The organism is Amycolatopsis sp. NPDC114505 (assembly GCF_055633615.1).
On sequence record NZ_JBVKDV010000001.1, the window covers coordinates 3,051,486 to 3,072,058 of the forward strand.

At 71.7% G+C, this 20,573-nt stretch carries 16 protein-coding genes; 13 read left to right on the forward strand and 3 right to left on the reverse strand.

Annotated elements, in window-relative coordinates; genetic code table 11:
- Positions 1-143: 143 nt before the first annotated feature.
- The 13 genes from ACZ7OU_RS15220 (at position 144) to ACZ7OU_RS15280 (ending at position 16,550) form a co-directional block, all read left to right on the forward strand.
- Positions 144-1,694 (forward strand): DUF6801 domain-containing protein, encoded by a 1,551-nt coding sequence (locus ACZ7OU_RS15220; RefSeq protein ID WP_470255437.1) that lies wholly within the window; start codon positions 144-146, stop codon positions 1,692-1,694.
- A 49-nt stretch (positions 1,695-1,743) separates the two neighbouring features.
- Positions 1,744-2,472 (forward strand): hypothetical protein, encoded by a 729-nt coding sequence (locus ACZ7OU_RS15225; RefSeq protein ID WP_470255438.1) that lies wholly within the window; start codon positions 1,744-1,746, stop codon positions 2,470-2,472.
- Complete coding sequence (locus ACZ7OU_RS15230) at positions 2,469-3,254, forward strand: MlaE family ABC transporter permease (protein WP_155541429.1); 786 nt, start codon at positions 2,469-2,471, stop codon at positions 3,252-3,254. The genes ACZ7OU_RS15225 and ACZ7OU_RS15230 overlap by 4 nt, the downstream gene beginning before the upstream one ends.
- Complete coding sequence (locus tag ACZ7OU_RS15235) at positions 3,255-4,070, forward strand: MlaE family ABC transporter permease (protein WP_470255439.1); 816 nt, start codon at positions 3,255-3,257, stop codon at positions 4,068-4,070. It abuts the gene before it with no gap.
- On the forward strand, positions 4,067-5,257 hold the full coding sequence (locus ACZ7OU_RS15240) for an MCE family protein (RefSeq protein WP_470255440.1): 1,191 nt from the start codon (positions 4,067-4,069) through the stop codon (positions 5,255-5,257). Before ACZ7OU_RS15235 ends, ACZ7OU_RS15240 begins: the two co-directional genes overlap by 4 nt.
- The gene (locus ACZ7OU_RS15245) at positions 5,254-6,270 is read left to right on the forward strand and encodes an MCE family protein (protein WP_470255441.1); all 1,017 of its coding nucleotides are present in this window, start codon (positions 5,254-5,256) and stop codon (positions 6,268-6,270) included. Before ACZ7OU_RS15240 ends, ACZ7OU_RS15245 begins: the two co-directional genes overlap by 4 nt.
- Complete coding sequence (locus ACZ7OU_RS15250) at positions 6,267-7,277, forward strand: MCE family protein (protein ID WP_470255442.1); 1,011 nt, start codon at positions 6,267-6,269, stop codon at positions 7,275-7,277. The genes ACZ7OU_RS15245 and ACZ7OU_RS15250 overlap by 4 nt, the downstream gene beginning before the upstream one ends.
- A complete protein-coding gene (locus tag ACZ7OU_RS15255) occupies positions 7,277-8,275 on the forward strand; it encodes an MCE family protein (protein ID WP_470255443.1) in 999 nt (332 codons plus the stop codon). Before ACZ7OU_RS15250 ends, ACZ7OU_RS15255 begins: the two co-directional genes overlap by 1 nt.
- The gene (locus ACZ7OU_RS15260; protein WP_470255444.1) at positions 8,272-9,243 is read left to right on the forward strand and encodes an MCE family protein; all 972 of its coding nucleotides are present in this window, start codon (positions 8,272-8,274) and stop codon (positions 9,241-9,243) included. Before ACZ7OU_RS15255 ends, ACZ7OU_RS15260 begins: the two co-directional genes overlap by 4 nt.
- A complete protein-coding gene (locus ACZ7OU_RS15265) occupies positions 9,243-10,349 on the forward strand; it encodes an MlaD family protein (protein ID WP_470255445.1) in 1,107 nt (368 codons plus the stop codon). Before ACZ7OU_RS15260 ends, ACZ7OU_RS15265 begins: the two co-directional genes overlap by 1 nt.
- The gene (locus tag ACZ7OU_RS15270) at positions 10,346-10,843 is read left to right on the forward strand and encodes a hypothetical protein (RefSeq protein ID WP_470241325.1); all 498 of its coding nucleotides are present in this window, start codon (positions 10,346-10,348) and stop codon (positions 10,841-10,843) included. Before ACZ7OU_RS15265 ends, ACZ7OU_RS15270 begins: the two co-directional genes overlap by 4 nt.
- Positions 10,840-11,445: a hypothetical protein gene (locus ACZ7OU_RS15275; protein WP_470255446.1), complete on the forward strand. Its 606-nt coding sequence runs from the start codon at positions 10,840-10,842 to the stop codon at positions 11,443-11,445. The genes ACZ7OU_RS15270 and ACZ7OU_RS15275 overlap by 4 nt, the downstream gene beginning before the upstream one ends.
- A 191-nt stretch (positions 11,446-11,636) precedes the next feature.
- Positions 11,637-16,550 (forward strand): acyltransferase domain-containing protein, encoded by a 4,914-nt coding sequence (locus ACZ7OU_RS15280; protein WP_470255447.1) that lies wholly within the window; start codon positions 11,637-11,639, stop codon positions 16,548-16,550.
- 129 nt (positions 16,551-16,679) lie between these two features.
- Here ACZ7OU_RS15280 and ACZ7OU_RS15285 read toward each other — a convergent pair whose 3' ends face one another.
- The 3 genes from ACZ7OU_RS15285 to ACZ7OU_RS15295 form a co-directional block, all read right to left on the reverse strand.
- The gene (locus ACZ7OU_RS15285; RefSeq protein ID WP_470255448.1) at positions 16,680-17,873 is read right to left on the reverse strand and encodes a PucR family transcriptional regulator; all 1,194 of its coding nucleotides are present in this window, start codon (positions 17,871-17,873) and stop codon (positions 16,680-16,682) included.
- Positions 17,874-17,900: 27 nt separating this feature from the next.
- Positions 17,901-19,256, reverse strand: a complete 1,356-nt coding sequence (locus tag ACZ7OU_RS15290) for a PucR-like N-terminal domain-containing protein (protein WP_470255449.1) — start codon at positions 19,254-19,256, stop codon at positions 17,901-17,903.
- 216 nt (positions 19,257-19,472) lie between these two features.
- Positions 19,473-20,405: an alpha/beta fold hydrolase gene (locus ACZ7OU_RS15295; protein WP_470255450.1), complete on the reverse strand. Its 933-nt coding sequence runs from the start codon at positions 20,403-20,405 to the stop codon at positions 19,473-19,475.
- Between the last annotated feature and the right edge of the window lie 168 nt (positions 20,406-20,573).

Genomic DNA, 20,573 nt, shown 5'->3' on the forward strand with positions numbered 1-20,573 from the left:
GCGCGTGACAACCGCTGACCTGCGTGACTCTTCCTGAAGCGGGCGATCCCCCGCGCGTGACAAAGAATTCGGGGCGGCTTGTTAACCCGGTTTTACGGAGGTACTTTTCGCTGAAATTCCCCCATTCCCCGAGGTGACGAGCCGTGAAGTTTCCGTGGAAGTCGAGAAAGCCCGCCTACGGCCTCGCCGTCGCGACGGTCGCGGGCATCGCGGCGACCGTCGCGCTGGTCGGGGCGGGGCCGAGCCAGGCCGCGCCGGTGAGCCTGACGCTGAACTACAACTGCCCGTTCCCGCTGATCGGCGACCAGGTCCTGACGGTCAAGATCGACACGAACCTGCCCGACGACGCCGTCGCGGGCGGGGCGTCGACGCCGATCACCTTCGACGTCGACGTCACCGTGCCGGAGACCGCGACCGAGGGGCTGACGCTGGTCGGCGCCACCTCGCTGGACGGGAGCGCGAAGGCCGCGGCCCAGCTCAAGTACCCGGTCGACAAGACGCTGAACTTGAGCCTGCCGCTGACCATCGCCTCGACGCCGGTGCCGGCGTCGGGTGCGTTCCACGTCAAGAGCAGCGGGAAAGCGCCGGCCGTGACGTTCCCGAGCCCCGGCACCGCGTCGGTGACGGTCGGGAACTTCAGCACCACGATGACCCCGCGCACCGCCGACGGCCAGCCGACCGACCTCGGCACGTTCACCTCGGACTGCGTCGCGGTGCCGGGCCAGAACCAGCAGCTGGGCACGTTCGAGATCAAGCCGGCGGGCGGCACCACGACGCCCACCACGCCGACGACCCCGACCACACCCACGACGCCGACGACTCCCACCACTGAGCCCACGACTCCGACGACGGAGCCGACCACGCCGACGACGGAACCGACGACTCCGACCACTGAGCCGACGACTCCGACGACCGAGCCCACGACTCCGACTACGGAACCCACGACCCCGACGACCGAGCCGACGACGCCCACCACCGAGCCGACCACGCCGACGACCGAGCCGACGACGCCGACGACCGAGCCCACGACCCCGACGACCGAGCCGACGACGCCCACCACCGAGCCGACCACCCCGACGACGGAGCCCACGACTCCGACGACGGAACCGACCACCCCGACGACCGAGCCGACGACGCCCACCACGGAACCGACCACGCCGACGACCCAGCCGACCACGCCCCCGGGCGGCATCGACGTCAAGTACTCGGTGAAGGGCAAGTCGACGCTCAAGCAGCTGCACGCCACGCTGCCGCTCGGCCCCGGCAGCCTCGACGCCAAGCTCGACGCGGCGTCCGGCAGGTTCGGGGCGCGGCTCGCGCTGCCGAAGTCCGATGTGGACTTCCGTGTGCTCGGCTTCATCCCGGCGTCCGCGACCGTGAAGCTCGTCCAGGTCGGCGCGATCAACGGCACGCTCACCGCCGGCGCGGTCAAGGCGAACGCGCAGGTGGACGTCCAGCTCACCAAGGTCCGTGTGTTCGGCTTCCCGATCCTGTCGTCGACGTCCTGCCACACGGTGAAGCCGGCCGACGTGCCGCTCGCCTCGGCGGCCGGGTTCGACCCGCTCAAGGGCGGCAAGCTGACCGCGACGTACGGCATCCCGCAGTTCACCGGCTGCGGCTTCCTCACCGGCCTGATCACCGGCATCACGTCCGGCCCCGGCAACAAGCTGGAAGTGAACCTGACCAAGAAGTGAAGGGTGACAACAGGAATCGTGAGTGACTACGGGACATGAGGAACTACGGATGTCAGTGCTGACACGCGCGGTGCCGCTCCTGCTCGTGCTGGTCCTGACCGCGTTCTCGCTCGGCGCCGCGGAAGCCGCGCCGAGCGAGAACGTGCCTCAAGCGCAAGCGGCCACGGAGATCCCCTTCGGGTTCACCCTGGGGGACGCCCAGCAGCCGACCACGAGCCACGTGGCCAAGCTCGGTTCCGACATCGCTTTCCCGCCGGGAACCTTCGACGGCACACTGGGCGGCCTCACCAACACCGTGCCGATCAGCGGAAAACTGGCCATCCCGCCGACGGACGGGTATTTCGTGGCGTTCCGGTTCATGGCCACCACCGGCCGGGTCGAGATCATCCCGGACGGCGACGCCACCGGAACGGCCACCGTGCACACCGGCAAGGACAAGGACTGCAAGGCCACACAGACGAACATCTGCGCCGACACGGACGTGACCGCGAAGGTGTTCATCAAGCTCTCCGACGTCAAAGTGGACGGCAAGGCCCTCGCCGTCGGGCCGGACTGCCGGACGGCTCAGCCCGCGGCGGTCACCATCAAGGCGCTGGTGCCGATCTCGCTGCCGGCTCCGCCGGTGAAGGTGACGTCCACGTTCACCACGCCGTCGTTCGCCGGCTGCGTCGGGCACGAGGACCTGAGCCGGCTGCTCACCGGCCTGGTTTCGGGGCCGGGCAACACCTTCGTCTCGAACCTCACGTTGCGGTGCTTCAGCGCCGGGTGCAAGGCATGACGATCCAGGTGCAGCAGCGAGCCGCCAACGGCCTGCGCGAGTTCGGCCGCATGTGCGCGATGGGTCTCGACATCATCCTCGCGATGTTCCGGCGGCCGTACCAGGTCCGCGAGTTCGTCCAGCAGTTCTGGTTCATCGCCAGCGTGTCCATCGCGCCGGCGATCCTCGTCTCCATCCCGTTCGGCGCGGTGATCTCCCTGCAGCTCGGCTCGCTCACCAGCCAGATCGGCGCCCAGCAGTTCAACGGCGCGGCGAGCGTCCTGGCCGTCGTGCAGCAGGCGAGCCCGATCGTGACGACGCTGATCATCGCCGGCGCGGGCGGCAGCGCCATCTGCGCCGACCTCGGCGCGCGCAGCATCCGCGAGGAGATCGACGCGATGGAGGTGCTGGGCGTCTCGGCGATCCAGCGCCTGGTCGTGCCGCGCGTGCAGGCCGCCGTCTGCGCGTCCGTGCTGCTCAACGGCCTGGTCAGCGTGGTCGGCGTGCTCGGCGGCTACTTCTTCAACGTGATCATCCAGGGCGGCACGCCCGGCGCGTACCTGGCCAGCTTCAACGCCCTCGCGCAGCTGCCCGACCTCGTCGTCAGCTCGGTGAAGGCGGTGATCTTCGGCTACCTCGCCGGAGTCGTCGCGTCCTACCGCGGCCTCAACCCCAAGGGCGGCCCGAAGGGCGTCGGCGACGTCGTCAACCAGTCCGTCGTCATCACGTTCCTGCTGCTGTTCTTCGTCAACACCGTGCTCACCGCCCTGTACCTGCAACTCGTTCCGGCGAAGGGGACCTGAGTGGCCATCCTCGGCAAACCCGGCGACCGGCTGTTCGACCTCGGCGACCAGCTGCTCTTCTACGTCCGCGCGCTCGCGGCCGTCCCGCTCGCGGTGACGCGCTACTTCAGGGAAGTGGTGCGTCTGCTGGCGGAGGTGACGTTCGGCAGCGGCGCGCTCGCGGTCATCGGCGGCACGATCGGCGTGATGGTCGGGCTGTGCGTGTTCACCGGCGTCACCGTGGGGCTGCAGGGTTTCAGCGCGCTCAACCAGATCAACATCTCCGCGATGACCGGGTTCCTGACGGCGTACTTCAACACGCGGGAGATCGCGCCGCTGGTCGCCGGGCTCGCCCTTTCGTCCACTGTGGGCAGTGGGTTCACCGCGCAGCTCGGCGCGATGCGGATCTCCGAAGAGATCGACGCGCTGGAAGTGATGGCCGTGCGGAGCATGCCGTACCTGGTCACCACCCGGATCATCGCCGGGTTCATCGCGATCGTCCCGCTGTACGTCGTCGGGCTGCTGATCTCCTACCTCGGCTCGCGGCTCACCACGGTCGTCTTCTTCGGACAGTCGGGCGGTACCTACGACCACTACTTCACGCTGTTCCTGCCGCCCGGCGACGTCCTCTGGTCGTTCGGCAAGGTGCTCGTGTTCAGCGTCGGCGTGATCCTGACGCACTGTTTTTACGGCTACCGCGCGAGTGGTGGGCCGGCCGGTGTCGGCGTCGCGGTGGGCCGGGCCGTGCGGACGTCGATCGTGCTGATCAGCGTGCTCGACCTCTTCCTGTCCCTGGCCATCTGGGGCGCGACGACCACGGTGAAGGTGTCGGGATGAGCCGGTTCGGCACGCAGCTCGCCGGGGTCGCGTTCCTCGGCGTGCTCGTCCTGCTCGGCTATCTCGCGGTCGCCATCTACGACAAGGACTTCGACGACTCGGAAGTGGTGACGCTGCGGGCGGACCGGGTCGGCAACCAGCTCGCGCCGACCGCCGAGGTGAAGGTCAAGGGCGTGCCGTTCGGCGAGGTCCGGGCGGTCCGCAGCACGCGGACCGGCGCCGAGATCGACCTCGCGCTCGACCCGGCGAAGATCGGGACGCTGCCCGGGAACGTCTCCGCGCGGCTCCTGCCGAAGACGGTGTTCGGCGAGCGGTACGTCAACCTCGTGCTGCCGGACCGTCCACAGGGGAAGCTCGCGGCCGGGGACGTTATCGGGCAGGACCACTCGTCCAGCGCGATCGAGCTGGAACGCGTCCTCGGCGACCTGCTGCCGCTGCTGCGCGCGGTCCAGCCGCAGAAGCTGAACAGCTCGCTCGGCGCGATCTCCCAGGCCCTCGACAACCGAGGTCAGCCGATCGGCGACAGCATCGTCAAGCTGCAGGACCTGCTCGCGCAGGTGAACCCGCTGATGCCGCAGTTCAAGGCGGACATCACCGGGCTCGCGAACACGGCCGACGTCTACACGACCGCCGCGCCGGACATCCTGCGGGCGCTCAGCGACCTGTCGACCACGGCCAAGACCATTGTGGACACCCGTGCGGACCTCGACAACCTGTACACCAGCGTCACGAGCGCGACCGGGCACCTGAACGACTTCCTGCGGAAGAACAAGGACAACATCATCGGGGTCTCGACCGAAAGCCGGGCATCACTGGAGCTGCTTTCGCAGTACTCGCCGGAGTTCCCGTGCCTGTTCGACGCGGTCAACCGGCTCAAGCCGCTGATGGAGAAGGCGCTGGGCAAGGGCACGAACGAACCGGGCCTGCACGTGACGCTCACCGTGCAGGACCCGCGCGACAAGTACGTACCCGGCCGTGACACCCCGCGGTTCGACGCCACCGGCGGCCCGAAGTGCTACGGCGGCGGGGCGGCGTCCCCAGGAGACGGCGACCTCGGCCCGGCCAACTCGGCGGGTGAAAGGCAGCTCGTCGCGGAGATCCTGAAGCCTGCCCTGGGTGACGTCCCGGACTGGAGCAGTGTCCTGATCGGACCGGCGCTGCGCGGGACGGGGGTGACCGTCCGATGAGGAGCGTCGCCGGGCCCGCGATCAAGGGCCTGATCTTCTTCCTGGTGACCGTCGTCGCCACCGGCATCCTCGCGATCACGATCGCCAACTCCAGCGTCGGCGCGACCATCGGGTACACGGCCCGGTTCACCGACGCGACGTCGGTCAACCCCGGCGACGAGGTCCGGATGGCCGGCGTCCGGATCGGCCAGGTCGACTCCGTCAAGGTGGTCGAACACCGGCTGGCCGACGTCGCGTTCTCCGTCGACCGGACGCACCGGCTGACGGCGTCGGCCTCGATCACCATCCGCTACCGCAACCTCGTCGGGCAGCGCTACCTCTCGGTCGACCCGGGTGCCACCGACACGTCGCCGACCCTCGGCGAAGACGCGCAGATCCCCCTCGAACGGACCAAGCCCGCGCTCGACCTCACGGCGTTGTTCAACGGCTTCAAGCCGCTCTTCCAGGCTCTGTCACCGAACGACGTCAACCAGCTGTCGTTCGAGATCATCCAGGTCCTGCAGGGCGAGGGCAGCACGATCGAGAGCCTGCTGCGGCACACCGCGTCGCTGACGTCCACTTTGGCCGGCAAGGACGCCGTGATCGGCCAGGTGATCGGCAACCTCAACACCGTGCTCGACACCGTGAACGCCCAGGGCGACCAGTTCGACGCGCTCGTCGACACCACCGCGCAGCTGGTCACCGGCCTGGCCGCGGACGCGAAGCCGATCGGGCAGGCGATCGGCGGCCTCGGCGAGCTGACCACCGCCACCGCCGGGCTGCTGGAGCAGGGACGTCAGCCGCTCAAGGGCAGCATCACCGCGCTCGGCGACCTGTCGAAGAACCTGGCCGACAACACCCCGGTGTTCCAGCAGTTCATCGACAACCTGCCGAAGAAGCTCGACCGCATCGGCACGCTCTTCTCCTACGGCTCGTGGGCGAACTTCTACCTCTGCTCGGTGGAGTCCGACGCCAAACCCGCGCCGGGCGGGCCACCGCCGGGCATCCCCGTCACGGCCGCGAGGTGCCGATGAAACCGCCCCGGATCAAGCCGTTCCGCAGCCGCAACCCGATCGCCGTCGGCGCGGTGACCGCGCTGGTCATGGCGCTGGCCGGCAGCGCGACGTTCTTCTCCGACGACCTCCCGTTCCTCGGCGGCGGGACGACGTACAAGGCCGAGTTCCACGAGGCCGCCGGGCTGAAGCCGAACGACGAGGTCCGCGTCGCCGGGGTGAAGGTCGGCGAGGTCACCGACGTGCGGCTGGCCGGCGACCACGTCGAGGTGCTGTTCCGGGTCAAGGACACCTGGGTCGGCAACCGGACGACGGCGGCGATCAAGATCAAGACGCTGCTCGGCCAGAAGAACCTCGTGCTCGACCCGGTCGGCAACGCCGAGCTGAACCCGGACCAGCCGATCCCGGCCGAGCGCACCAGCTCGCCCTACGACGTGACCGAGGTGTTCAACGACCTGGCGAGCACCGTCGGCGCGATCGACACCGACCAGCTCGCGCAGGCGTTCCGCGTCCTGTCCGACACGCTCGGCGCGTCGGCGCCGCAGGACGTGCGCACCGCGTTCGACGGCATCGCCGCCTTGTCGCAAACGCTTGCGTCCCGTGACGACGAGCTGGTCAAGCTGTTCCAGAACACCAACCAGGTGTCCAAGACGCTCGGCGAGCGCTCCGACCAGATCCAGGCCCTCATCCGCGACGGCAACACGCTGCTCACCGAGCTGAACGCCCGCAAGGACGCGATCGCGTCGCTGTTCAGCGGCATCAGGAACCTCTCGATCCAGCTGCGCGGGCTGGTCGCGGACAACCAGCAGACGCTCGGCCCGGCGCTCGACCAGCTCGACCGCGTGGCGACCGTGCTGCAGCGGAACCAGGGGAAGCTGGAGGACAGCCTGCGCCTGGCCGGGCCGTTCTACCGGCTGCTCGGCAACGCCGTCGGCAACGGCCGGTGGATCGACACCTACATCTGCGGGCTCATCCCCACCGGCACCACGCCGGGCAGCTGCCTGCCGCCGAAGAACGGGGGACGCTGATGGCCCACCAGCTCATCGACCTGGGAGCGCGGGCGCGCCGACGGACCCGCCTGCGGGCGCTCACGGTCGGCGTCGTGCTCGCACTCGTCGTCTCGGCGGTGTGGCCTCTGGCCACCGCACCGGCCGAACGCACCCTGACCGCCTACTTCGCCGCCGCGGTCGGCGTCTACCCGAACTCCGACGTCCGTGTCCTCGGCGTCGCGATCGGGTCGGTGTCCAAAGTGGAACCGAACGGCACCGACGTCAAGGTGACGATGACGCTGAAGCCGGACGTCCAGCTGCCCGCCGGCGCGGGCGCCGTCGTGATCACGCCGAGCCTGGTCGCCGACCGGTACGTCCAGATCACGCCCGTCTACCAAGGCGGGCCGCAGCTGGCCGACGGCGCGTCGATCCCGCGCGAGCGCACCGCGACCCCGGTCGAGGTCGACGACCTGCTGCACAGCCTGAACCAGCTGATGACGGCGCTCGGCCCGCAGGGCGCCAACAAGGACGGCGCGGTCAGCGAGGTGCTGACCAAGTCGGCCGAGTACCTGAACGGCAACGGGCAGACCATCGGCACGGCGATCAAGAACCTCGGCGAGTTCGCCCGCGCGGCGAGCGACTCCAAGGACGACCTGTTCGGGTCCGTCGACAACATCAGCAGGTTCACCGCGATGCTCGCCGCCAACGACGGCCAGGTGAAGCAGGCCATCTCGCAGATCGCGTCGCTCAGCAAGGTCCTCGCCGACCAGCGCGACCAGTTCTCCGGCGCGCTGACCGAGCTGACCCAGGCACTGACCGTCGTGCAGGGGTTCATCAAGGACAACCGCGGCAAGGTGCAGTCCGATGTGGACAAATTGGCCGACGTCACGAAGGTGCTCGTGAACCAGAAGGATTCGCTCTCCGAGGCACTTCAAGCGGCGCCGAACGCCCTGTCGAACCTGCTGGGCGCGTACGACCAGGCGAACGGGACCATCGACGGCCGCGGCAACCTCCTCGAGTTCCCGGAGCCGAAATGAAGTCCCTGGTCAAGCTCGCCGCGGTTCTGACGCTCGCGCTGGTCACCACCGGCTGCGGCCGCGGGGTCAGCGTCTACGACATCCCGCTGCCCGGCGGCGCCGCGCTCGGCGACCACCCGATCCACGTGACCGCGAGCTTCACGAACGTCCTCGACCTGGTGCCGCAGTCCGGTGTCAAGGTCAACGACGTGCCGGTCGGGCAGGTCGTCAAGGTCGAGCTGGCACCCGACGGGCACAGCGCGATCGTCGACCTGCTGCTCAACGGCGACGTCGACCTGCCGGGCAACGCCGTCGCCCGGCTGCGGCAGGCCAGCATACTCGGCGAGAAGTTCGTCGAGCTGGCCGCGCCGGACGACGCGACGCCGTCGGGCCGGCTCCTCGACGGCGCGACCATCCCGCTGGACCAGTCCACGTTGACCCCCGAGATCGAGGAGGTCTTCGGCGCGTTGTCGTTGCTGCTCAACGGCGGCGGTGTCGCTCAGGTCCAGAACATCAGCCACCAGCTCAACGAAGCACTGGGCGGGCGCGAAACCGCGGCGCGCAGCCTGCTGTCCAGTTTGGACGCCTTCGTGAAGGGCCTCGACGAGCACCGGACCGAGATCACGCGGGCCATCGAGAGCGTCAACAAGCTCGCGCAGACGCTCAACGCGCACACCGACCAGATCACCACCACCCTAAACGGCCTGACCCCCGGCATCGGCGTCCTCAACCAGCAGCGGGAGGCGCTGGTCGGGATGCTCAAGTCCCTGGACGGGCTGACCTCGGTCGCCGTCGACACGGTGAACAAGAGCAAGGACGACCTCGTCGCGGACCTCAAGGCCCTCGAACCGCTGTTGCGGCGGCTCGCCGACTCCGGGGACAAGCTGCCCAAGGCGATGGAGATGATCTTCACCTTCCCGTTCCCGGACGCCGCGCTCGACACCATCCGCGGCGACTACCTCAACGGGTTCCTCAAGGTGGGCCACTGATGCTGACCCGGTTCGTGCGCGTCCAGGTGACCCTCTTCGCCGTCATCGCGGTGCTCGGCGTCGCCTACGTCGGGGCCACCTACGCCGGCCTCGACAAGGTGTTCTTCGACCGCGGATACACCGTGAAAGCGCAGTTCCCGACCGGCGGCGGCATCTTCACGAACGCCGAGGTCACCTACCGCGGCGTGCCGATCGGCCGCGTCGGCGAGCTGCGGCTCACCCCGGCCGGGATGGAGGCCGACCTCGAGATCGACTCCGGCACCGCGCCGGTCCCGGCCGACACCGAGGCCGTCGTCGCCGACCGGTCGGCAATCGGCGAGCAGTACGTCGACCTGCGGCCGCGCGGTGACGGCGGGCCGAAGCTGGGGGACGGCTCGGTGATCACCCAGGCGGACACGAAGATCCCGCTGCCGGTGGACGTCGTCTTGTCGACAGTGGACTCGTTCGCCAACTCGGTGCCGAAGCCGGCGCTGCGCACGGTCGTCGACGAGCTGTACAACGCGACGTCCGACGCCGGCCCGGCGCTCGACCAGCTCGTCGGGCGCGGCATCGAGTTCGTGCAGGCGGCGAGTGCGCACGTCGCGCCGTTGACCCGGTTCGTCACCGACGCGCACGTCGTGCTCGACACCCAGGTGCAGCAGGCCGGCGCGATCCGCGAGTTCGGCGCCAACGCGAAACTCCTGGCCTCGACGTTGAAGCAGTCCGACGGCGACCTGCGCACGCTCATCCCGGCGGTGCCCGCCGCGGCGAACGAGGTCGGTGCGCTGATCCGCGACTCCGGGCCGCAGCTGGGCGTCCTGCTGGCCAACCTGCTGACCACCGCGGACGTCCTCGAAACACGCCGAAGCGGGGTGCGGCAGCTGCTGATCACCGCGCCGCAGGCGGTCGCCGCGGGCACGGCGGTGATCCGGCCGGACGGCGCGCACTTCGGGCTGTCGCTCACCTTCTTCGACCCACCGCCGTGCACCACCGGGTACACGACGCCGTACCGCGACGGCCTCGACACGTCGGCCCGCCCGCTGAACACGGCCGCGCGCTGCGCGTTGCCGAAGGGCGACCCGACGAACGTACGGGGTTCGCAGAACGCACCGGGAGGACGGCCGTGAGGATCTTCGTGTGGCTGGCCGCGGTCGTGGCGACCGCCGCGGCCGGGTGGTCGGGGTTCACCTGGTGGCAGGCGGCGCACGACGACGGCGTCGCGCGGGCGGTCGTCCGGGAGGACGCACTGGCGGCGGGCCGGACCGCTGTTGCCGGACTGACCACTTTGGACTACCGCCAGGCGGCGCCGGGGTACCAGCACTGGCTCGACCTGTCGGGCGGCGCGCTGCACGACGAGCTGGCGGCCGATCGCCAAGGCAGTCTCGACCGGATCTCGCAGGCGAAGACCGTCACCACCGGCAAGGTGACCGACGCCGCGGTGACCGAAGTGGACACCGGCGCGGGCACGGCGAAGCTGATCGCGTCGGTCGAGCTGGTGGTGGCGCCCGAAGGCGGCGACGCCGTGACCAAACGCAACCGGTTCCAGGCCGACCTGACCCGCGGCCCGGACGGCTGGCGCGTCACCGGGCTGGGCCAGGTCCCGACGGGGGAGGCGCCATGACCGTGCCCACGAAGAAGCGTTCGGTGAAGGTCGCCGGCCGCCACCACGACCCGGCCCCGGCCCCGGCCCCGGCTTCGGCGTCGGTCGAGGCGTCGGTCGTGCGCCCGCGTCGCCGGGGGCGGCTGGTGGTCGCGGTGGTCGCGGTCGTGATGGCCGGGCTCGCCGGGTGGTTCACGCTCGAAACGCGGAGCACGAACGCCGTCGTCGCGCACAACACCGCGCTCTCCGATGTCGCGGGCACCGCGGACGCCGGGAAACAGATCGGTGCCGCGCTCGGCACGCTGTTCTCCTACCGCTACGACGAGCCGGCCAAGAACGAGCAGGCGGCGAAAGAACTTCTCGCCGGCCCGGCCCTCGCGCAGTACGACCAGCTCTTCGGCCAGGTCCGCAAGCTCGCCGCGGACCAGCAGCTCGTGGTCACCTCGACCGCCGTCGCGTCCGGGGTGAAACTGCTCGACGGCGACCGCGCGGCCCTGCTGGTGTTCCTCGACCAGACCGGCACTCGTGGCGACGGGCAGCACAGCACCGGCGCGGCCCAGCTGAGCGTCACGGCCGAACGGGTGGCCGGGAAGTGGCGGGTCACCGGCATGTCCGCCGCGTGACTATCACTCTGACAACAGGCGTTGCCCGTGCCGCAGTGAGCGAAATGACAAAGTATTTCCGCGCATTCCCGATTCGTTGACAGGGATTCAACGGGGGAAATACGGTGAATCAACGATCCACCGCGAGAAATGCGCGAGGAATTCATGCTCACGACCGCAGTCGATATCGTCGAAGACGTGGACGGCCCGCGATGACCGACCCCGGCGAGCTGCGCCGGTGGCTCGCCGAGCGGGTCGCCGCGCTCGCCGGTCTCGCGCCGGAGTCGGTGGACGCCTGCGTTCCGCTGGTCGAGCTGGGCCTGTCGTCGCGGGACGCGGTGACCGTCGCGGCCGAGCTCGGGGAGCTGCTCGGCCGCGACCCCGACCCAGGCCTGCTCGGGCGGTACCCGTCGATCGCCGCGCTGGCCGCGGCACTGGCCGGATCGGACCCCCGCCCCCGGGCCGGTGAGCCCGTCGCCGTGCTCGGCATCGGGTGCCGGCTGCCGGGCGGCGTCGAGTCGCCGGACCGGCTGTGGCGCGCGCTGCTGACCGGGCGCCATCCGTGGCCGGACGCGCTTCTCGCCGACGTCGACGGGTTCGACGCCGCGTTCTTCGGGATCGACGCGGCCGAGGCGAGGGTGATGGACCCGCGTCAGCGCATCCTCCTGGAGACGACGTGGGCCGCGCTCGAACACGCCGGCATCGCGCCGGGCACCCTGCGCGGCACCCGGACCGGCGTGTTCGCCGGGGCTTCGGCGGCGGACTTCGCGCTGTTCACCGACGCCGGACGCCACGAAGGCGCGTCGATGATCGCGAACCGCGTGTCGGACCGGTTCGACCTGCGCGGGCCCAGCCTGGTCGTGGACACGGCGGGCTCGGCGGCGCTGGTGGCTGTCCACCACGCGGTGCGCGCGCTGGCCGCGGGGGAGGCGGACCTGGCGCTGGCCGCCGGGGTGCACGTGCTGTTCGCGCGACCGGACACCGTCGGGGGCGAGGGCTGCGGAGTGGTGGTGTTGAAGCGGCTCGCGGACGCCCGCCGCGACGGCGACCGCGTGCTGGCGGTGATCCGCGGCAGCGCGACCGGCTGGTCCGCCGGCCCGGCCGCGCAGGAGCGGGTACTGGCGGACGCGCACGCCGTCGCCGGATCCGATCCGTCCACTGTGGACTACGTCGAGACGCGGGGCGACCCGGGTGAGGCGCAGGCTCTCGACGTCGTGCTCGGCCGGAACCGCGATCCGCGGCAGCCGCTGCGGGCCGGCGCGGCGGACTTCGGCGACTTCGATGCCGCGTCCGGGATTCTCGCGCTGATCAAGGTGGTGCTGGCGCTCTGGCACGACCGGCTCCCGCTGGTGGACAAGGCCGCCGGCTGGCCGCGCTACGCCGGCACGGCCCGCGCCGGCGTCTCGGCGTTCGGTGCCGGTGGCACGGGCGCGCACGTCGTGCTCGAGGAGTGGCCGAAGCCCCTGGAGCCCGCCGCGCCGGGCTCGCGGTGGAACGGCCGGCCGCAGGTTTTCACGGTGTCGGCGCGGTCCGAGCCGGCCCTGCGCCGCCGGGCCGGCGAACTGGCCGAGTGGCTCGCCGGTCCTGGCCGGGGGACCGCGCCGGGCGACCTGGCCGCGACGCTCGCCCGGCGCCGGGAGCAGCTGCCGCTGCGGGTCGCCGTCGTCACGTCGTCGCGTGCCGCGCTGGCCGCGGGGCTGCGGGCGGTCGCCGCCGGCGGGACGACGGCGGACGTCGTGCGGGGTGTCGCTGTCACGTCGTCGGGTGCCGGGCTGGCCGGTGGCGGGGCCACCGCGGACGTCGTGGGGGCTGTCGCTGTCACGTCGTCGGGTGCCGGGTTGGCTGGCGGCGGGACCACCGCGGACGCCAGCGGCGGGACGACGGCGGGCGTCGTGGGGGCTGCCGCTGTCACGTCTTCGCGTGCCAGGCTGGCCGGCGGCAGGACCACCGCGGACCTCGTGCGGGACCCGGCCGGGCGTGAGCCGCGTCCGGTCTTCGTGTTCTCCGGGGCAGGCTCGCAGTGGCCTGCGATGGGACGGCGGATGCTGGGCGCCGAGCCGGAGTTCCGGGCCGCGGTGGCCGCGCTCGAGCCGTTGTTCCTGGCCAAGGCGGGGTTCTCGCTGCGGGGTGCGCTGCGCCGCCCGCTCGGTGACCCCGCCGTGGTGCCGCCGCTCGTGTACGGCCTGCAGGTCGCGCTGGCGGAGTGGTGGCGGGCGCACGGCGTCGAGCCCGCCGCCGTGGTCGGGCACGCGGCGGGCGAGATCGCGGCGGCCGTGGTGGCGGGTGCGCTCGACCCCGGCGCCGGGCTTGACATCGTCGTCAGCCGGGCGAACCTCCTCGCGGAACTGCCGGCCGGCGCGATGGCCGTCGTCGAGCTGTCCGCCGACGAGGTGCTCGCGCTGGGGTTCCCGGGCATCACGGTCGTCGACCACGCGTCGCCGGCGCAGTGCGCGGTCACCGGCCGCGATGACGACATCGCCGCACTGGTGTCCCATGTGGATGGACTCGGCCTGCTGGCGCGCCGGCTGGCGGGAACCGCGAACTCGGCCGCCGCCGACCCGATCCTGGACCGGTTCCGCGCCGGGCTCGGGGACCTGCGGCCGCGGCCGCCGATGACGGCGTACTACTCGAGCGTGCTCGACGACCCGCGCGCGGTGCCGGCCTTCGACGCGGACTACTGGACGGCGAACCTGCGGCGTCCGGTCCGGTTCACCCAGGCGGTCGCCGCCGCGGCCGGCGACGGGCACCGGTGGTTCGTCGAGATCTCGCCGCACCCGATCGCCCTGCCCGCGGTCGAACAGACCGCGCCCGGCGTCCGGACCCTGCCCACCCTCAGCCGGCGCGACAGCGAAGAAAACGCTTTCGCGCGCTCGCTGGCCGAGCTCCACGTCGCCGGGCACCCGGCGGTGCTCGACCGGCGCTACCCGGAGGCGCCCGTGCTCGACCTGCCCCCGCCCCCGTGGGAACACCGGACGTTCCGGTCGCCGCGGCGGCCGTCCGGCCATCCGCTGCTCGGCGTCCGCGTCGAGGTGCCGGACGAGGGCCGGCACCTGTGGCAGGCGACGATAAGGCCGGAGGAGCCCGCGTGGCTGAACGAGCACCGGGTGCACGACGTCGCGGTGTTCCCGGCGACCGGGTTCCTGGAGCTGTTCCTGGCCGGCGCCCGGGAGCTGTTCGGCACCGGACGCGTCCGGGTCGACGGTCTGGAGGTGCACCGGACGCTCGCGGTGACCGGGGAAACGGTGCTCAGCACGGAGATCCGGGCCGACGGCACCGCCGTGGTGCGGGCGAAGGCCGGTGCGTCCTGGGTGCGGTACGCGACGGCGTGGGTCTCGGCCGACACCGAACCCGCCCCGCCGCCCATGTCCGATGTGGACGAACGGGCTTACCTGCCGGGGAAACCGCTCCTCGCCGCGGCCTTGCCCGAAGGTGCCGTGGCGAGCGGGTTCGGCCGGGTCCGGCTGCTCGGCGACGCGGACCTGGGCGTGCGGTGCCTGGCCGACGGCGCCGGCGCGGTGCAGCTCGTCAGCGCGGACGGCGAGGTCGTCGCCGACTTCGGCGACATCCGCGTCCAGGCCGCCGGCGGTGTCCCGCTCGCCGCCCGCGCGTTCGGGATCACCTGGCCGCGGACGCCGTTGCCGCCGGTCCCGCCGTCGGGGCCGGGATCGTGGCTGCTGCTCACCGACGAGCACCCGGCCGCGCTCGGCCGGGCCGTCACGCTCGCCCTGGCGCTGGCCGCGGCCGGGGACGAAGCGCTTTCCCTGCCGCAGGACGACCTCGACGAGCTGCCTGCCTTCCTGGCCGAACGGCCGGTGCGCGGCGTCGTCTTCCTCACCGGGGCGCCGCACGCCTACCGCGATCCCGGCGACTCCCAGTACCTGCTGCGCACAGTGCGCTCGGTGCTCGCCCGCGTCGGTCCCGGCGTCCGGTTCCACCTGGTCACGCAGTCGAGGGGCGAGCCGGGGCTGGAGTTCCTGCGCGGGTTGGTGCGGGTGCTCGCGTTCGAGCGGCCGGGACTGCGGGCGACCATTGTGGACTGCGACACGCGGTCCGATGTGGACGTTCTCGCGCGTGAGCTGCGTTCGGACGCGCCCGACGACGAGGTGTGCTGGCGCCACGACGTCCGGTACGCGGCGCGGCTGACCCGCGTGCCGCTCGTCGACGGCGTCTCGACCGGGCCCGGCGCGTACGTGGTCACCGGTGGATTTGGCACGTTGGGGCCGGCCACCGCGCGCTGGCTGGCGGATAACGGCGCGACGCGGATCGTCCTTTGTGGATCTTCGGGTGACGACATCGGACTGTCCGGAGTGGACGTCGTGTCCGTCGCCGGGGACATCGCGGCGCCCGGCGTCGCGGAACGGCTCGTCGCCGCGGCCACCGCGGACGGGCTGCCCCTGCGGGGAATCGTGCACGCGGCGGGCGTTCCCGGCGACGACGTCACGGCCGTGTGGCGACCCAAGGTGCTCGGCGCGCGACGGCTGCACGAAGCGACCGCGGACACTCCGCCGGAGTGGTGGCTGACGTACTCGTCGTCGGCTGCGTTGTCCGGCGCGCCCGATCGGACGGCCGTCGCGACCGCGGACGCGTGGCTGGACGCGTTCGCCGCCTGGCGCCGGTCGCGGGGACTGCCCGCGATGACGGTGAACTGGGGCGCGGACCCGGTGCTGGACCCGCTGCCGGTGGCCGAGTGCCTCGACGCCCTGCCCGCGGTGCTCGCGTCGGACCGGCCGTCGGTCGGGATCGCCCGGCTCGACGCGGATCGCGTCGCCGGACGGTTCCCGGACCTCGTCCGGCGCCCGTTCTTCTCGGCGGTGCTGGCCACCGTTCCCGTGCCGCCGACCGCGTCCGAGCGGCTCGCGGCGATCGTCGCCGGACTGCTCGGCGGCGCGGTGCCTCCGGACGTGCCGCTGGTCGAGCTGGGCCTGGACTCCCTGACGGCGATGCGGACCCGAACGGCGGCCGAGCGCGAGTTCGGCGTGACCCTCCCGGTCCCGCTCCTGCTGCGAGGCGCGAGCCTGGACGACCTCACCGAGTACGTAACCCGACCCCCGACCCGCCCCGGCCCAGGTCGCCCGGAACCCAAGATCCCGTCCCCCGACCCGTGTCGACCCTCCAATCACGAGTGATGCCCGCCCAATCACACGTGATGCCCCTCTGATCACACGAGAGTCCCGTTTCCGCACGGGACGGCCGAGTGGCGAGGGGCATCGGGCGTGATTGGGGAGGCATCACGCGTGATTGGAGGGTCGACACGGTCAGGTCAGGGTGGCGCGGAGGGCGAGGATCATCTCGAAGCGGTCGTCCGGGTCACGCAGGTGGTCCGCGAACAACGTCTCCAGCTCCTGGGCGCGGGCGCGGACCGTCTGGGGGTGGATCGCGAGGCGGTCGGCCACCTCGCGGACGTTGCCGCACGTCTCCAGCCACGCCAGCAGCGTCCCCGCCAGGCGGCTGTACTGCTTGGGGGTCAACGCCGTCAGCGGCGCCAGCCGGCGGCGGGACACCTCCGTCGCGAGGAACGGCTCCTTGCGCAACCACAGCGTCGCCAGGTGGTCCTCGCACCAGATCAGCGGCTCGTCCGGCAGGACCGCGGGGACCAGCCGCAGTGCCTCCTGCGCCGTCGCCAGCGAACGTCCCGCCTGACGCGGGGGTACCGGCGGGCCGACCGCGGCCCGGTGCCCCGCCAGCGCCGTGACCAGCGAAGAACGGTCCGCGGGCGCCGGGAGCAGCAGCCGCGGCGTCCCGTCTTCGAAGTCCTCCAGCGCGTCCAGGCCGGTGATGTCAACCGGCCCGTCCAGCGCCACCGCGACCAGCCGGTGCGGCAACGGCCAGTCCGCCGCCGTCGCCGCTTCCTGGACCGTCCGTGACGGCGCCGGCGGGTCCGCCAGCAGCAGGTCCAGCAGCCGGCGGCGACGGCGTTCGAGCGCGCCCGCCGCCCGGGCCTGCGCCGCCGCGTGCCCTTCGATCGACAACGCCGACAGCTCGTCGATGTAGGCGAAGATCGCCTCGGCCAGCACGCACAGCGTCGCCGACGGCACGCCCGCACGCGTCCCCACCTCGGCCATCCGCCGCCAGGTGACGCGCGCGCCGACGCGGTAGGCCGCCTGCAGGACGTCGAGGTTGCGGCCCTGCGCGAGCTCGTGCACCCCGAGCCCGACGAACACCTTCCGACGCGAGTCCGGCACCGGTCCGGACGTGGCGATCCGGTCGATGAACTGCAGGATCGCCGCCTGCACGCCCGCCCGCAGCGCTTTGCCGAAGGCGCCGTCGAGCGGCCGCGCGTAGTCCGGGATCGTCCGCTGGATCTCGCGCAGCACCTCGTCGGCGACGTCGAGCATCCGCGGCCGGAACACCCCGGCCAGCTCCCGCGGGAGCATGGCCCACAGCTGTCCCGGCCGCCCGTCGCCGCTCAGCATCGGCCCGAACGTCGTCTCGCCCGACGGTCCCGTCACGGAAACCCACCTCGCCCTTGAAGCGGTTCAGGAGCCGAGCAGGGCCTCCGCCCGCAGCGCGATCTCCATGTCGAGCCGGTCGTCGGCGTTGTTGAGCCGGTCGCCGAACAGGTCGATGAGCTGGTGCATGCGGTACCGCACGGTCTGCGGGTGCACCTTGAGCTTCTTCGCGATCTCGGGCGCGCTGCCGCGGGACTGCAGCCAGATCAGCAGCGTCTCGCCGAGCCGCGCCCGCTGCTTCGGCGTGAGGTCGCGGAACGGCTCCAGGCTGCGCGTGCACAGCTCGCGGACCAGGAACTCGTCAGCGAGCAGCCACAACGTGGAGAGGTGATCGGTGCAGTGCGTCACCGGCGCGTCCGGCAGCACCCCGCGCTGGACGAGCTTCAACGTCCGGCGCGCCCACAGCAGCGACCGCGGCGCGTCGGTGAGCCGCACGGTCGGGCCGATCACCGCACGCCAGCCCTGCAACCGCTCGGCGAGGTTCTTCAGGTGCTTTTCCGGGTCGCCGGTGACCAGGCAGGGCTCGCCGCCCTCGAGGTCGACGAGGACGTCGGTGTGCAGGTCGGGCGCGGCGAGACTGTGCTGGTCGGCGCGGGGTTCGAGGGCGATGACCGTGACCTCGGCGGGCAACGCCCACTGCGCGGTCGCGGCCTGCGCGCTGATCGTCTGCGGCGCCGACGGCGGGTCGGCGAGCAGCAGTTCGAGCAGCCGTCTCCGGCGGCGCGCGCGGGTGCCGGCGGCCCGGGTCTGCGCCGCCGTGTAGCCCTCGATCGAGAGCGCGGAAATCTCGTCGACGTAGGCGAAGATGGCCTCGGCGCTGGTGCAGAGCGTGTCGGCGGCGACGCCGTTGGCCTGCCCGAACTCCGAGATGTGCCGCCACGCGACGCGCCCGCCGACCCGGTAGGCCGTCTGCAGGCAGTCGAGGCTGCGGCCCTCGTTGAACTCGATCTTGCCCAGGTTGCGGAACACGGTCGTCCACGTCTCGAGCGGCACGGCACCGGGGGTGCCGACACTGTCGAGGCATTGGATGATCGACTGCCGGACACCCTGCGTGATGATGTGCCCGAACGCGCCTTCGAGCGGCTGGCGGTACTCGGGCACCGCCCGCTGGACCTCCTGCAGGATGGCGCGGGCCAGCGGGTCGACCCGCGGCTTGAAGCGGATCGCCAGCTCGCGGGGCAGGGACGCCCACAGCCCGATGGCGCCGGAAGCGCGTGCCGGCCGGGGTTCCCCCGAGGTCCGCTGGGTAGGAGGGTAGGTGGTCCTGGTCCGGTCGGCCGACACGGACTGCTGCCGGTACGCCGGTCCGGAAGAGCGCTCGCCGGGGTTGGGCCGGCCTGTCCGCAGTGCGGGGGCGGCGAACCCGGTGTCCACGTCGGTCATGTGTTTTATCCTTGCTGGCAACAAAACTGGCCTCTTCGTCGTCGAAGCCGGTCCGGATTTTGTGGCTCAGGCAACATAATTTCGCGCGAACGGCACTGTCAACGGGTTCGCCGCTGACTTCGGGGTAACCCGTCCGGACTACACCCGAACGGGTGGAGCGGCGCGATGTGAGGTGACACTTCCGCCGGGGGCGGATGGTGCGCGGATGACAACTTTTCAGGCGGGTGTTTTCGGGCCCGCGGCGGTCGTGAGCCGGGCGACGACGTCGTCGAGGGTCAGCCGCGCCGGTTCGGTCTCTCGGACGAACTCGTTCAGCAGCAGGCAGAACCCGTCCGGATCGGACACATGTGGAAAGTGTTTCGCGTTTTCCCGCACGGTCAATCGGCCGTTCGGCAGCAGCTCGGCCGTCCGGCGGCCGTGCGCGACGGGGATGAGCGGGTCCTTCGCGCCCCAGACCAGCAGTGTCGGCACGGCTTCGGCCAGGTAGAGCTTGTCGACGGCGCTCGCGCGCTGCCCGCGCAGGTCGATGAGGCTGCGCGCGATGAAGAGGAACGCCCGCCGCCGCGCGGGGTCGGCCAGCGAGCCGAAATGCCTGGCCAGCTCCCGTGTTTCGATTTTCAACGACCCGCCGAGGCGGCGTGCCGGCCGGGCGGCGGCCCGCGCGATCGCGAGCGTCACCCGGTTCACGGTCAGCGCCAGCACGACGGGCGCGCCCGGTAACGCCGTGGCCCGCAGCGCCGGGCTCACCTCCGGGCCCAGCCCGGCGCTGCCGACCAGCACCAGCCGGTCGCACATTTCCGGGAACTGGTAGGCGAACTGCATCGCGACGCCGCCGCCGAGCGAGTGGCCGACGACGGTCGCGTGCCGCACGCCCGACACCGCCAGCACGTCCCGCACGATGCTCGCCATCGCGCCGAGTCCGTAGTCCGCGCGCGGCGCCTCGGATCCGCCGTGGCCGGGCAGATCGAGCGCCAGCACGCGGCGGCCGAGCGCGGCGCACCGCGCCAGCACCGGTGCCCAGGTCTCGGCGCTGCCCGCGATCCCGTGCAGCAGCACGATCGCTTCGTCACCCGCATCGTCCGGGGGCAGGTGCTCGTGCAGCCGGATCCGGCGGCCGTGGAGGGTGAGCGTGTACGTTTCGAGTGTCATCGGCGGCCTTTCTCGGGAACCCGAAAATAGGGCATCCGACTACTCGCGCCCGATGTGTCGAACACCACTGTCGGCCGAATGCGGGCGGGCATGACAAGAACGGGGTCGAAAAGGCGATCACGCGTGCGCTTTTCCCCGGTTCCACCTGTTTCGCGGATCGACATTCCG